Raw genomic sequence first — 13,965 nt, forward strand, 5'->3', positions numbered from 1 at the left:
AGGACCGGCTGTTCATCTTCCTGATGCGCAACGCCGCCAATCCGACCGACTTCTTCCACATCCCGCCCGGCCGCGTGGTCGAGCTGGGCGCGCAGGTCGCCGTATGAGCGACGACGGTAGAAAAGGCGCGAGCAGCGGTCACAGCTCGCAGGCGCGCGGCCGTCGCATGGCCACCAAGGGTCGGCCGCGCCCCGCGCCCGCCGTCGTCGCCGACGCGCCGTCGCAGGACGACATCGGGGTCGAGGCCCGCGTCGTCGCCGGCCTCCTGCTGAACGCGGCGCTGGAGAAGCGCAACGGCCTCGACGAGGCCCTGTCCCAGCCCGCCGCTCGCGCCCTGGAGCCCGTCGACCGCGCCTTCGCCCGCGCCGTGGCCATGGCGGCGCTGCGCCGCCTGGGCGAGATCGATCAGATCCTGGATCGTCGGCTGCAGAAGTCCCCGCCCGAAGCGGTCCGCACCCTGATGCGGATCGCCCTGGCCCAGACCCTGGTGCTGGAGACCCCGGCCTTCGCCGCTGTCTCGACGGCTGTGAAACTGGCCGAGCGCGATCCCAAGACCCGGCCGTACAAGAACCTGGTCAACGCCGTGCTGCGCGGGGTGGGCCGCGACGGCCCCGGCCTGACGACGGCCGAGAGCAATCTGCCCGACTGGATCGCCGCCCGCTGGAAGGCGACCTATGGCGAGGCCGCCGTCACCGGCCTGGCCCTGGCCGCCCGCGAGGAGCCGGCGACGGATCTGAGTTTGAAGCCGGGGGCGAACGCCGCAGCGATCGCCGATGCGGTCGAGGGGGAAGTCCTTCATGCCGGACCGGGTGGCGGGACGGTCCGCACCGGGCGTCGCGGCGACGTCGCCGGCTGGCCCGGCTTCGAGGACGGCGACTGGTGGGTGCAGGACGCCGCCGCCGCCGCGCCCGGCCGTCTGCTGGACGTGAAGCCGGGCGAGACAGCCCTGGACATGTGCGCCGCGCCGGGCGGCAAGACTTTGCAACTGGCCGCCGCTGGCGCATCAGTGGTCGCCCTGGACCGGTCGGCGCCGCGCCTGAAACGTCTGGAGCAGAACCTCGAACGCACCGGCCTGACCGCCGAGGTGATCGCCGTTCCGGCCGAGGACTGGGCCGACGGCCGCAGCTTCGACGCCGTTCTGCTGGACGCTCCGTGCACCGCGACCGGCACCTTCCGGCGCAACCCGGAAGTCCTGCGCGCCACCAAGCCCGCCGAGGTCGCCAAGCTGGCCGACGTCCAGCACCGCCTGCTGGACGCCGCCGCCGAACGGGTGAAGCCGGGCGGGCGGATGGTCTATTGCACCTGTTCGCTGGAACGCGAGGAGGGCGAGACCCAGGTGATCGCCTTCCTGCGTCGCAACCCGGGCTTCCGCACCGTCCCCGCCGACCCCTCGGCCGTCGGCGCCCCGCCCGAAGCCCTGACTCCGGAAGGCTGGTTGCGCATTCTGCCCTCGATGTGGGCCGAACGCGGCGGCCTCGACGGCTTCTTCGCCGCCAAACTGGAACGGATCGGCTAGAGCGAAATCGACTGAGCTGGACGTAAGGCCTGCTCAGTCGATCAGGCTCTAGGCTTTAACGAGGCGCGCGTTTCGATGCGGGCGGGATGTCGGCGGATTTGCGCAGTTCGGCGTAGTCTTGCTCCGCCCGCGCTTTTTCCTTCGCTTTCCGCTCGGCGTCATAAGCCTTGTAGGCTGTTCTGGCATGGCGGTCGGCGTCGTCCTTCGAAACGCCCCCGCCGCTCGAAAGCACGACCCGGCCAAGACCCTTCAACTGTTTGTCCAGCAGGGAGGCCGCCTCGGCCATGGTCGTCATGCGGCCGGTTTCCAGCTGGTCTTCGAAGATGGTCAGCAACAGATCGGTCAGTCGATTCAGTTCGCGCACCTCGCCCGGCGCCAGGAAATTCTTGGCCACGGTCACGTCGCTCGCGCCGATCCGTTCGCCCTTCCAGACCTGAAGCCCCATGTCGGGCGCCGTCGGGTCGGCGCGCGCCCTCAGAACCTCGGCCGGCGTCTGGCTGGTCACGGCGTAGCAGAGCTTGGCCTGGGTGTTGCGATAGAAGCTGCGCCAGGCGTCCGATCTGGGATCATAATCCTGGCACAGGCTGCATATCCGGCGGATCTCGGCATAGAGGTTCGCCTCCTCGCTGCGGATGTCGCGGATGATGTCGCGCAGGTCGCGGATGCGATCCTGTTCGCCGCCCGCCTTCATTCGCTCCACGTCGATGACGAAGCCACGCGTGGCGAAACGGATCAGCACCGCCGTCGCCCAGCGACGGAACAGGGTCGCCTGGACCGAACTGACCCGGTAGCCGACCGAGATCACCATATCGAGGCTGTAGAGGACGCCGGGGCGGCCTCGGCCATTTGTTTGCATTTTCTGCAAAGAAATCGACTCGTCGAGTTCACCCTCCTCGAGGATCGACGCGATGTGGCGTGAGATGACCGAGACGTCCCTGCCAAACAGACCGGCGATCTGGGCCTGGCTCATCCAGAGGGCGTCGCCGTCGAAGCGGATTTCGACCCTGGCGCCGTCGTGGGCGCCATAGATCAGGAAACGGTCGCCCGAGCCGTCCTCGAAGACGCGGACCGGTTCTGCGGCGGATAGGTCTTCCATCGACATCGAGCGCTTCCCCGCGAGTTTGGCGTGAACAAGAGTAGAACACGGCGATGCGTCCTCGCCAAGCCGGTTGCCCCGACAGACGGGTCGCCTTATCCCGAGGTCATGGCCGTTACACCCCTGATCTGCCCGTCCATCCTCGCCAGCGATTTCGCGCGTCTGGGTGAAGAAGTCCGCGCGCTGGAAGCCGCGGGCGCCGACTGGATTCATGTCGATGTGATGGACGGACATTTCGTGCCGAACATCACCCTGGGTCCGGACATTGTGAAGGCGATCCGGCCGCACACGAGCCTGCCGTTCGACGTCCACCTGATGGTCGCACCGGTCGATCCGTGGCTGGAGGCTTATCGCGACGCGGGGGCCGACCTGCTGACCGTCCACCCCGAAAGCGGTCCACACCTGCACCGCACCCTGGGTCGCATCCGCCAGCTGGGGGCCAAGGCCGGGGTGGTGTTCAATCCGGCCACGCCGCTGTCGATCCTGGAAGAAGTGGTCGATCTGGTGGACCTGGTGCTGATCATGTCGGTCAATCCCGGCTTCGGCGGGCAAAAATTCATCGACAGTTCGCTGCGCAAGATCGCCGGGGCCCGCGCCATTCTGGACGGCGCCGGATCGGCGGCCCATCTGCAGGTGGATGGCGGCGTGACCTCGGCCAATGCTGCGGCCTGTGTCGCCGCCGGAGCCGACGCTCTGGTCGCCGGCTCCTTTGTGTTCAAGGGCGACTATGCGGCCAATATCGCCGCCCTGAAGGCGGTCCCGGACGCCGCGTGAGCCCGATCAGCCCCTTCGCCCCGCGCGGCGTCGATACGACGCCTGACGTCGCCTCCGGCCAGATTCCCGGTCTTCCGGGGGCGCCGGTCCGGACTCCCGTGCGACCGGGCGAGACCACGACCGGCCCCGGCCTATGGCCCGCCATCGCCGGCCGGCTGGCGACCCGTCAACTGTGGATCGAGCTTTACGGCCTGCCGGGCTACGGCTTGACGCTGGGGCCGATCCTGGGCGGGGGAAAGGTCACGGCCTTCGCGGCCACGCCGCGCGATTTCCGGCCGCACGATCCGGCGCCGGGCAAGAATCTGCTGGTCGGCCGGTTCGTCCTCGCGGGGGCGTCGATGGAGGTCGAGCCGCCCGCCGACCCGTGGAACCGCCCCAGTCCCTCGCGGCCGTTCGCGGTCGAACTGCACGCCTTCAGCTGGCTGCCCGCCCTGATGGCCCAGGGCGAACGTGGGGCGCGCGAGGCCCTGCGCCTGACCCTGGGCTGGGCCGACGCCTTCGCCCGCTGGTCCCCCTTCGCCTGGGGTCCAGAAATCCTGCCGCGCCGGGTGATCAACCTGGCCTGCGCCGCCCGCAAGATGGGCGCCGTCGCGACCGAGGCCGAGCGGTTGAGACTGGCCGATTGTCTGGCGCGCCAGACCCGCCAGCTGCTGCGGCCGCCGGGCGGTCTGGCGACCCGGGCGGAACGGCTGACGGCGGCGGCCATTGGCGGCTGCGTCCTGGCCGGGGCGCCGGGCCAGACCCTGCGCCGGCGCGCCCTGTCCGCCCTGACAGGCGCCCTGGGGACCACGGTCCAGGCCGACGGCGGCCACGCCTCGCGCAGTCCCGAGGCCGGGCTGGAGCTGTTGCTCGACCTTCTGACCCTGGACGACGCCCTGGCCCAGCTGTCCGAACCGACGCCCGAGGCGGTGTCGGATGCTATCGGCCGCCTGACCCAGGGCCTGCGCCTGCTGACCCTGCCCGACGGCCGCCTGGCCAGTTTCCAGGGCGGGGGGCCGTCGACCGCCGCGCGCGTCGCCGCCGCCCGCGCCCATGACGAGGCCGCGACCGCCTCGGGCAAGGCCGATCCGACCCATCCGCCCGTCGGGACCGTCGCCGGACTGGTGCGGATCGCCAGTCCGCTGTTGTCCATCGTCGCCGACGCCGCGCCTCCGGCCAAAGGCGGCTGGGGGGCGACGGCCTGCGCCCAGCCGATGGCGCTGGAGATCGCCTGTGGCAAGGACCGGCTGGTGACCGGCTCGGGCTGGACGCCGCGCGCCACGGATCGACAGGCCCTGCGTCTGACGCCGGGCCATTCGACCCTGACCCTGGGCGAGCGGTCGCTGAACGAGCCGCTGGGCGGCTGGAAGGGCGAGCTGCTGGGGCCGCGCCTGGTCGGGCCGCCGATCCATGTCACGACCGAAGAGCGCGACGGCGACGGCGCCGTCTGGCTGGACATGGAGCATGACGGCTGGAACGAGGCCTTCGGCCTGAACCACCAGCGCCGCCTGTATCTGGACCAGAGGCTGGACGAACTGCGAGCCGAGGAACGGCTGTTTCCCACGCCCGGACGCAAGGAAATGATCCGCCAGATCGCCGCCCCCTACGCCATTCGTTTCCATCTGGAGCCGGGGGTGCAGGCTTCCCTGGCGCGCGATCGCCGTTCGATCCTGTTGCGCGGCGCCTCGGGCCGGGGCTGGTGGTTCCGCACCGACGGGCCCGACGTGGCCATCGAGCCCAGCGTCCATATCGACGCCGGCCTGACCCGCCGCTCGCTGCAGATCGTGGTGCGCGGCTCGGCCCGGACCGACAGCGAAACCAAGATCCGCTGGAAGCTGAGCCCGGCGGGCGCGAGCGGCGATCCGACGTGAAGCATCCGCAAGCCCTCTATGGAGAACCCGACCTCAAGCTTGGTTGGCTATCTATTTGGACCCTCTCGCGGGAGTTTGCGGATTCTGTCGATTATGATGACGCCAACTGGATCAACATCCACGCCCACATAGAGGCGCCCGGATCGCGCATCGATATCCAGGGCCCATGGATACGAAGTGACGAAATCTCGTCGTTTCGTGACGAGCTTTCGACATTGAATCTTCGGCTGGAGGGCGTCGCTCACCTCCGCTGTCTTGAGCCCTACATCAATGCCAAGGTCACCAGCGCGGCGCTAGGTCATCTAGATGTGGTTATCGAAGCGACCCCCGATCCGATGACGCAAACCCATCGGTTCGAGCTCGAGCTTGACCAGAGCTATCTCCCCGGGCTCATCGCCCAATGCGCCCAAATCCTCAGAGACTTTCCGATCAAAGGAAACCTCTAGCCTATTAAGGCAAGGGATGACGCACCGGCGCCCCGGTGCTAGACGCCCCGCCATCCTCCCCCAGCCTTCACGGACGCCGCTTCATGCCCGCCGCTCCCGACTTTCCGCCCGCCCCTGACCGGGTCAAGCCGCAACGCGCTCTGATTTCCCTATCCGACAAGGCGGGGCTGGAAGACGCCGCTCGCGCGCTGCACGATCTGGGCGTCGAACTGGTCTCGACCGGCGGCACCCGCGCGGCGATCGAGAAACTGGGTCTGCCCGTCAAGGACGTGGCCGACCTGACCGGCTTCCCCGAGATGATGGACGGCCGGGTCAAGACCCTGCATCCGGTGGTCCACGGCGGCCTGCTGGGCGTGCGCGATGCGGCCGAACACGCCAAGGCGATGAGCGACCACGGCATCGGCGCCATCGATATCGTCTGGATCGATCTCTATCCGTTTGAATCAACGGTTGCGGCCGGCGGTTCGTTCGAGGCGGCGGTCGAGAATATCGACATCGGCGGGCCGGCCATGATCCGTTCGGGATCGAAGAACCACGGCTATGTCGCCGTCGCCGTGGATGGAGAGTCCATCGCCCTGATCCTGGAGGCGCTGAAGGCCGAAGGGGCGACCGATCTGGCCCTGCGCAAGCAGCTGGCCGCCCGCGCCTTCGCTCGCACCGCCGCCTATGACGCCGCCGTCTCCGGCTGGTTCGCCCAGCAGGTCGAGGACGCGGCGCCGGCCCGCAAATCCATCGCCGGGTCGCTGGCCCAGACGCTGCGCTATGGCGAGAATCCGCACCAGACCGGCGCCTTCTATCGCACCGGTGAAGCCCGTCCGGGCGTGGCCTATGCCGAACAGGTCCAGGGCAAGGAGCTGGGCTATAACAATATCGCCGACGCCGACGCCGCCTATGAGCTGGTCGCCGAGTTCGAGGCCCCCGCCTGCGTCATCGTCAAACACGCCAACCCCTGCGGCGTGGCCGTGGGCAAGGATCTGTCGCAAGCCTATGCCCGCGCGCTGGAGTGCGACGCCGTTTCGGCCTTCGGCGGCGTGATCGCGGTCAACCGTCCGCTGAACGGTGACGACGCCCGCGCCATCACCGGCATCTTCACCGAGGTCGTCATCGCCCCCGGCGCGGACGACGAGGCCAAGGAAGTCTTCGCCGCCAAGAAGAACCTGCGCCTGTTGATCACCGACGGCCTGCCGGACCCGCACGGTCCGGGCGAGGTGTTCCGCTCGGTCGCCGGCGGCTTCCTGGTCCAGAGCCGCGACCGGAGCCTGATCAAGCCGGAAGACCTGAAGATCGTCACGCGCCGCCAGCCGACGCCGACCGAGATCCAGGACATGCTGTTCGCCTTCACCGTGGCCAAACACGTCAAGTCCAACGCCATCGTCTACGCCAAGGACGGCCAGACCGCCGGCATAGGCGCGGGCCAGATGAACCGTCGCGACAGCGCCCGCATCGCCGCCATCCGCGCCAAGGAGGCGGGCGAGGCGAAAGGCCTCGCCCATTCACTGGCCCAGGGCTCGGCCTGCGCCTCCGAAGCCTTCTTCCCCTTCGCCGACGGTCTGCTGGAAGCGGTCGCGGCCGGGGCCACGGCGGTGATCCAGCCGGGCGGCTCGATGCGCGACGCCGAGGTCATCGCCGCCGCCGACGAGCAGGGCATAGCCATGGCCTTCACGGGGGTGCGGGTCTTCCGGCACTGATCCCTTGGGGGAGAAGGGCGCTGCCGCCCGACGCGCGACGTCTCGCGACCTGAGCGCTCTTCGGCCCAGATTTTGATGGTGGAGACCTCGACATTGCATGGAGACTCGGGGCTCCAACCTCGACAATTTATCCGGCTTGTCGATACGGCGCGGTCCCCCTTAACGTGACTGGACGGTGAGGCGTGGTCGTGATGGTCTGTGGTTACCCGTTTCTGGAGCCGTCCGATGACCACCCTGATCCGTCCCGAAGGCCAGACCGCCGACGATCTTAAACTGAGCCGCAGGGCGGTCGGCGCCCTGGGGAGCTTGCTGTTCTCCGGCTACGCTGTCGCGGCCCTGGCCAAGGAGGCCAAGCCGATCGCCACCGACGCCGCCGGACTGGAAACGGCGGAGGTGACCTATCCTGCGCCGGACGGGTTCGAACTGGCCGCCTATGTCGCCCGTCCCGCCGGCGACGGCCCCTTCCCCGTCGTGATCGTGGTGTCCGAAATCTTCGGCGTTCATGATTATATCAAGGACGTCTGCCGGCGCCTGGCCAAGCAGGGCTATGCGGCGGTCGCGCCGGCCTTCTTCACCCGGGTCGAGGATCCGGCGCCCCTGTCGGACATGCAGCGGATCATGCAGATCGTCGGGGCGGCGAGCTATGAACAGGTGATGGGCGACCTGTCGGCGACATTGGAATGGGCCAGCCAGCAGCTGTGGTCGCGCGACGGCAAGGTCGGGATCACCGGCTTCTGCTGGGGCGGCAAGGTGGTGTGGCAGGCGGCGGCGCGGTTCGCCGTCATCGGCGCCGGCGTGGCCTGGTACGGCCGCCTGGCCCCGTCGCCGGACGCGGCGCCGGCGCAGATTTCGTCCGGCCAGCCCTGGCCGGTGGATCTGGCGGACGACCTGAAGGCGCCGGTCCTGGGCCTTTACGGCGGCCGGGATCAGGGCATTCCCGTGGCCAGCGTCGAGCGGATGCGCGAGGCCCTGGCCCGGGCCGGCCAGACAGACAGCGGGATCGTGATCTATCCCGACGCACCCCACGGTTTCCACGCCGATTATCGCGCCAGCTACGCCGAGGCGGACGCCAAGGACGGCTGGACGAAACTGCTGGCGGTCTTCGATAAAACTTTAAGGAGTTGAGTTGCTACTGACATGACACACTGTGGAGCGCCGTGTGTCATGGAGGGGCGAAGGTGATCGGTTCGAGGTTTCGCAGAGCGATCCTGCTGAGCGCAGGTCTGTTGGTCTTGCCCCTCGCGGCCTGCGGAGGCGGCGGGGGCGGAGGCGGCGGTGCAACCATCACCCCGGTCGTACCGCCACCGCCTCCACCACCACCACCTCCTCCTCCCCCGCCCTCGGTGAGCTCCAGCGAATATCTGCGGAACTACGGCCTGGCCAATATGAAGGCCGAGGTCGCCTGGCAGGCCGGGGCCACCGGAAACGGCGTGACGGTCGGCGTGGTCGATTCCGGCGTCAGCAACAGCCAGGCCGATCTGGTCGGGCGAATCTCAAGCGCCTCGACCGACGTGGTCCCCGGCCGCAACACCCCCTATGTCGCCGACGACAGCCACGGAACTCTGGTCTCCGGGGTCATCGCCTCGAACTTCAACGGCCTGGGCACGATCGGCGTGGCCTATGAATCGACCATCCTGTCGATCCGCACCGACATCTCGGAATGTACGGACGAGAACACCGACGTCTGTTTCAGCAGTTCGGACCTTGTCAGGGCCTTGGATTTCGCCGTGGCCAACGGGGTCAAGATCATCAACATGTCCCTGGGCGGCGACGGTCGCTTCGGATCGGCCTTCGAGGCTGCCCTGCTTCGCGCGGTCAATTCGGGGGCGGTCATCGTGGCCTCCTCAGGCAATGATGGCGAGGACAATCCCGGCTGGCCCGCCCGTTATGCGGTCGATCCCCGGTTCGCGGGCGCCGTGATCGCCGTCGGCTCGCACGGCGCGACCAATGTGATGTCCGACTTCTCGAACCGCGCGGGCGTGACGGCCGCCGGCTATATTTCGGCGCCGGGCGAGGACGTCATCACCGGCTGTGACGGAACCAGCTGCTGGCGGGTGAATGGGACCTCCTTCTCGGCGCCCCATGTCTCGGGCGCCCTGGCGCTGCTGATGGACGCCTTCCCCAATCTGACGGCCCGCGCCGCTCTCGCCATTCTGATCGATACGGCCCGCGACGCCGGCGACGCGGGGACCGACATCGTCTATGGGCGCGGCCTGCTGGACATGGCCGGCGCCTTTCGGCCGGTCGGGGCCAGTTCGACCCCGCTGGCGGATGGTTCCTCCATCGTGACCGAGACCGAGCCGGGCAGTTTCGTGGGTCCGGCTTTCGGCGACGCCTTCGCGCGCCAGACCGCCCTGGGGACGGTCCTGTTCGACAGTTATGACCGGATGTTCGCGGTTCAGCTGGGCTCGGCCTATCCGACGGCGCCCAGCCGCTCCTATCAGGCCGCGCCGTTCGAGCCGAGCCGGACGGCGACCACCAGCCTGGCCCTGCCCGGCGGCGGACGGCTGAACCTGACGGCGTCCCAGCCGGAAGCTACGCCGGAACCGATCGCCCCACGCCATGACCTGACCAACGCCCCCTGGCTGGGCGACGAGCCGCGCCAGGAGGCCATGCTGGACGTCGCAATCGGGCGGATGAGTTTCTCGACCTGGCAGGGTCGGGGCGGGGCGACATCACCGTTCGACGGCGCGGCCGGCGACGGGTTCGCCGCCCTGGCTCAGGTCGATCATGCGGCGCGGGGCGCGGTGCGTTTCGGCGCTCTGAGCCTGGCCGCCGAGACCGGAACGGGCGACCGCCGCATGCCGCTCCGCCTCGTGGAGGAAGAGGCCTCGACCTACAGCCGGGCCACCCTGGCCTGGCGGGGCGAGGACGGCGGCCTGTCGTTCAGCCTGGGCGATCTGGACGAGCGTCTGGGGCCCCTTGGCGCCTTCTTGCCCGGGGGTTCGGACTTCGCCCTGCCGTCGCGGACCAGCTTCTACGCCGCGGGCGGCGACTGGAGCCTGCGGCCGGGTCTGGCCGTGATCGGCGAGGCGGGCATGGGCTCCACCCGCGTGGAAGGTCGGTTCCTGTCCACGGAGCGAACGGCGATCAGCTCGACCTGGCGCCTGGGTCTGTTGACCGGCTGCTGGACGGTCTGCGATCGCATCAGCTTCACCCTGTCCCAGCCGCTGCGGATCGAAAGCGGGGCCTTCTCGGCCTATCTGGCGGATGTTCCGGTGGAGTATTTCGACCCGCTGACCTATTCGCGCCGCAGCTTCTCGGCCACGCCCAGCGGTCGCCAGATCGACTTCGTCCTGGGCGGCGAGCGCCGGCTCTGGGACGGCTCCAGCATGACGGTTCAGGCCGTAGCCAGCCGCGAACCCCGCCATGTGGCCGACGCCGCTCCGGAGTTCGCCCTGATCGGGGCGTGGCGGCGCCGGTTCTGATCCGGCGCGGAGTTCAGCACGAGCCTCCGATCCTTAGGATCAGGCCTTAGGATCAGGCCTTGCCGTCGAAGGCGTGGGTTTCGGGGGCCGAGGCGCCGCCATAGGGATTGGACGCCTGCGGTCCCGCAGCCGCGCCGGAACCCTTGGCCGCCACCACGACCATGGCCGGCCGGATGGTGCGGCCGAACAGTTCGAAGCCGGACTGCATGGTCTGGAGCACGGCGCCGCCCGGCACCGTGTCCGACGGCTGTTCGATCATGGCCTGGTGCAGATGGGGGTTGAAGGCCTCGCCGGCCTCAGGCGCGACGCGCTTCAGGCCATTGGTCTCGAACGCCTGCAGCAAGGCCTTCTGGGTCATTTCCAGACCGGTCACCAGGGCCACGGTCGGGCCGTCGGTGTCCTTGGGCGCAGCCATCAGGGCGCGTTCCAGATTGTCGGCCACGCCCAGCAGATCCTTGGCGAAACGCTGGATGGCGAAGGCGCGGGCGTCGTTCTGTTGCGTCTCGGCGCGACGCTTCAGATTTTCCATCTCGGCGGCGACGCGCAGGGCGCGGTCCTTCCACTCGTCGCGCTCGGCGATGACGGCGTCCAGCGGGGCCAGGTCGTCGGACGGATGGGCGTCCAGCCCATGTTCGGCGTTGGTTTCCGCCATGTCGGCGTCCAGTTCGTTGAAATCGTCGTTAAGGGGCTTGTCGCTCACTTGTCGTTCCCGTCCAGCATCCGGCCCAGCACCCGGGCGGTATAGTCCACCAACGGAATGACACGGGCGTAGTTCAGTCGCGCGGGGCCTATGACGCCGATGGCGCCCAGAACCCTTTGTCGGCCGCTCATATAGGGCGCCGCGATCACGGCGGAACCCGAAAGTGAAAACAAGCGTGTTTCGGCGCCGATGAAAATCCGCACGCCCTGGGCCGCATCGACGCCGTCCAGCAGGCCGATCAGCTGTTCCTTCTGCTCCAGGTCGTCGAACAGGACCCGGACCCGCTCCAGATCCGCCAGACCCTCGCCATCCTGCAGCAGGTTGGCGCGGCCGCGCACGATCAGGGCCCGCTCGCGGTCCGGTCCGCCGGACCAGGCGGCCAAACCATCCTCGACTAGGCGGGCGGCGGTCTGGTCCAGTTCGCGCCGGGCGATCTCCAGCTCCTGGGTCATTTCGCGCTTGGCGTCGGCGAAGGGCCGGCCGCGCAGGCGGGCGTTGAGGAAGTTGGAGGCCTCCGTCAGGGTCGAGGGCGTGACCCCGGCCGACAGGCTCATGATCCGGTTCTCGACCGTGCCGTCGTCGGCGACGATGACCGCCAGAGCCTGGTCGCCGCCCAGGGCGACGAATTCCACATGTTTGACCCCGGCGTCTCGCACCGGGCTGGAGACGACGCCCGCGCCGCCCGCTAAGCCCGACAGAAGGTTTGAGGCTTCGTCCAGCGCCGCCTCGAAATTTCGCCCCCGTCCGGCCAGCCGCCCGTCGATCTCGCGGCGTTCCTCCTGGCTCAGGTCGCCTATCTCCAGCAGGCCGTCCACGAACAGACGCAGACCGGCATGGGTCGGTATCCGACCCGCCGAGGTGTGCGGCGAGGCCAGCAGTCCGGCCAGGGTCAGGTCCTGCATGGTGTTGCGGATTGAGGCCGGCGACAGGGCGATCCCGCCCAGCGACAGGGTGCGCGACCCGACCGGTTCGCCCGTCTCCAGATAGGATTCGACGATGCGGCGGAAGATGTCGCGCGCGCGTGCGTCCAGCCCCGCCAGCCCTGCGAGGGCCGGACCTGGGGACCGGGCGCCGTCGAACGGCGGGGTTTTGGGGGCATACAGGCTCACGGTTTCAGGATAAGCACCGCCGCCTCGGCTTCCAAGGCCAGACTTCAGGCCAGACTTCCCAAGGATGACTCTCATGCGCCATTCGCAACGCACCGACGACCAACTGCGTCCCGTGACCATCGAGACCGGGGTCAACCGTTACGCCGAAGGCTCGTGCCTGATCACCTTCGGCCACACCAAGGTTCTGGTGACGGCTTCGGTCGAGGAGAGCATTCCCGGCTGGATGCGCGGCAAGGGCCAGGGCTGGGTCACGGCCGAATACGGCATGCTGCCCCGCGCCACCCACACCCGCGGCCGTCGCGAGGCTGCGGCCGGCAAACAGACCGGCCGGACGCAGGAAATTCAACGCTTGATCGGTCGGTCGTTGCGCGCCGTCGTCGATCTGAAGGCCCTGGGCGAGCGTCAGGTGGTGCTGGACTGCGACGTCATCCAGGCCGACGGGGGCACCCGCACCGCCTCCATCACCGGCGCCTGGGTCGCCATGGCCTCGGCCCTCAACTATCTGCGCGACGAAGGCGTGCTGAAGTCCGACCCGATCCTGGACCAGGTGGCGGCTGTCTCGTGCGGGGTCTGCGACGGCGTGCCGGTGCTGGACCTGGATTACGAGGAGGACTCCGAGGCCGAGGCCGATTCCAACTTCGTCCTGACCGGGGCGGGCCAGATCGTCGAGGTCCAGGCCACCGGCGAGAAGCGCGGCTTCTCGCGCGCCGAGTTCGACCGCCTCTTCTCCCTGGCCGAGATCGGCTGCACCGAATTGTTCGCCCTGCAGAAGGCGGCGTTGCAGGCCCTGAGCCGATAAGGGGTTTCACGCGTTCAGGCGACGGGTCATCGTGTCGATGACCCGTCCCGACGACCGGAGACCTCCATGCGCCCATCCCTGTTCGCCTGCACCGCGCTCGCCGCCGCATTGGCCCTGTCCGCCTGCCAGCCGCGCGCCGAAGCGCCGGCCGAACCTGCCTCCACGGCCGCTCCCGCCGCGAGCGAGACGCCTGCAGGGCCGGCCATGGCCCCAACATCGGCCCAAACGACCGTTCAGCCTTCGGCCTCGCCGCAGGAGCCCCAGGCCCGTATTCCCGAGGGGCCGGACATGAGGCCTGAACGGGTTCCCGCCAGCGACACCGCCTGCCGCGAGCAGATCGGCGAGGCCGCCGCCGCCCGCCTGGTCGAGCGCTGCATCCACGTCAGCCCCGCGACCCGCCCGCCCTGCAACGCCGCCAACCCCTGCGACCTGATCCAGGGCGAGATCGACCGGTCCTGCAAGCTGTGGGAACGGGACGGCGACGCTCCGGCGGAGTGCCGCTCCTAAGCTCAGGCCATGAAAAAAGGCCCCGCCGTCGCCGGCGGGGCCTTCTTCATTC

The 13,965-nt window shown here is 69.0% G+C and carries 13 protein-coding genes; 10 read left to right on the forward strand and 3 right to left on the reverse strand.

Annotated features, from left to right (window positions below; genetic code table 11):
- Both H2037_RS15055 and H2037_RS15060 read left to right on the forward strand, forming a co-directional pair.
- The coding region (locus tag H2037_RS15055) for a hypothetical protein (protein WP_292123679.1) at positions 1-107 on the forward strand (107 nt) is incomplete at its 5' end.
- A gap of 59 nt (positions 108-166) precedes the next feature.
- Positions 167-1,516, forward strand: a complete 1,350-nt coding sequence (locus H2037_RS15060; protein ID WP_292123623.1) for an RsmB/NOP family class I SAM-dependent RNA methyltransferase — start codon at positions 167-169, stop codon at positions 1,514-1,516.
- 55 nt (positions 1,517-1,571) lie between these two features.
- On the opposite strand, the gene rhuM is transcribed toward H2037_RS15060, so the two are convergent.
- Entirely contained in the window at positions 1,572-2,618 is a 1,047-nt protein-coding gene (rhuM, locus tag H2037_RS15065; protein WP_292123625.1) for a RhuM family protein, read from the reverse strand.
- A gap of 102 nt (positions 2,619-2,720) precedes the next feature.
- Between rhuM and rpe the strand changes: the two genes are divergently transcribed.
- From rpe to H2037_RS15095, 6 genes are all read left to right on the forward strand, one after another.
- On the forward strand, positions 2,721-3,386 hold the full coding sequence (rpe, locus tag H2037_RS15070) for a ribulose-phosphate 3-epimerase (RefSeq protein WP_292123627.1): 666 nt from the start codon (positions 2,721-2,723) through the stop codon (positions 3,384-3,386).
- Positions 3,383-5,236 carry a heparinase II/III family protein gene (locus H2037_RS15075; protein WP_292123629.1) on the forward strand — a complete coding sequence of 618 codons (1,854 nt, stop codon included), beginning with the start codon at positions 3,383-3,385 and terminating at the stop codon, positions 5,234-5,236. Before rpe ends, H2037_RS15075 begins: the two co-directional genes overlap by 4 nt.
- Positions 5,233-5,682 carry a hypothetical protein gene (locus H2037_RS15080; protein ID WP_292123630.1) on the forward strand — a complete coding sequence of 150 codons (450 nt, stop codon included), beginning with the start codon at positions 5,233-5,235 and terminating at the stop codon, positions 5,680-5,682. The genes H2037_RS15075 and H2037_RS15080 overlap by 4 nt, the downstream gene beginning before the upstream one ends.
- An 83-nt stretch (positions 5,683-5,765) precedes the next feature.
- Positions 5,766-7,370, forward strand: coding sequence for a bifunctional phosphoribosylaminoimidazolecarboxamide formyltransferase/IMP cyclohydrolase (purH, locus tag H2037_RS15085; RefSeq protein ID WP_292123632.1), 1,605 nt, complete (start codon positions 5,766-5,768; stop codon positions 7,368-7,370).
- 225 nt (positions 7,371-7,595) lie between these two features.
- Positions 7,596-8,495 (forward strand): dienelactone hydrolase family protein, encoded by a 900-nt coding sequence (locus tag H2037_RS15090; RefSeq protein ID WP_292123634.1) that lies wholly within the window; start codon positions 7,596-7,598, stop codon positions 8,493-8,495.
- 218 nt (positions 8,496-8,713) lie between these two features.
- The gene (locus H2037_RS15095; RefSeq protein WP_292123635.1) at positions 8,714-10,798 is read left to right on the forward strand and encodes a S8 family peptidase; all 2,085 of its coding nucleotides are present in this window, start codon (positions 8,714-8,716) and stop codon (positions 10,796-10,798) included.
- 52 nt (positions 10,799-10,850) lie between these two features.
- Here H2037_RS15095 and grpE read toward each other — a convergent pair whose 3' ends face one another.
- On the reverse strand, positions 10,851-11,450 hold the full coding sequence (gene grpE / locus H2037_RS15100) for a nucleotide exchange factor GrpE (protein WP_292123681.1): 600 nt from the start codon (positions 11,448-11,450) through the stop codon (positions 10,851-10,853).
- A gap of 44 nt (positions 11,451-11,494) precedes the next feature.
- Entirely contained in the window at positions 11,495-12,538 is a 1,044-nt protein-coding gene (hrcA, locus tag H2037_RS15105) for a heat-inducible transcriptional repressor HrcA (RefSeq protein WP_292123683.1), read from the reverse strand.
- Between the two features lie 142 nt (positions 12,539-12,680).
- Between hrcA and rph the strand changes: the two genes are divergently transcribed.
- Entirely contained in the window at positions 12,681-13,406 is a 726-nt protein-coding gene (rph, locus tag H2037_RS15110; RefSeq protein WP_292123637.1) for a ribonuclease PH, read from the forward strand.
- 66 nt (positions 13,407-13,472) lie between these two features.
- A complete protein-coding gene (locus H2037_RS15115) occupies positions 13,473-13,913 on the forward strand; it encodes a hypothetical protein (protein ID WP_292123639.1) in 441 nt (146 codons plus the stop codon).
- Positions 13,914-13,965 lie beyond the last annotated feature (52 nt).

The organism is Brevundimonas sp. (assembly GCF_013912065.1).
Taxonomy (GTDB): Bacteria; Pseudomonadota; Alphaproteobacteria; order Caulobacterales; family Caulobacteraceae; genus Brevundimonas.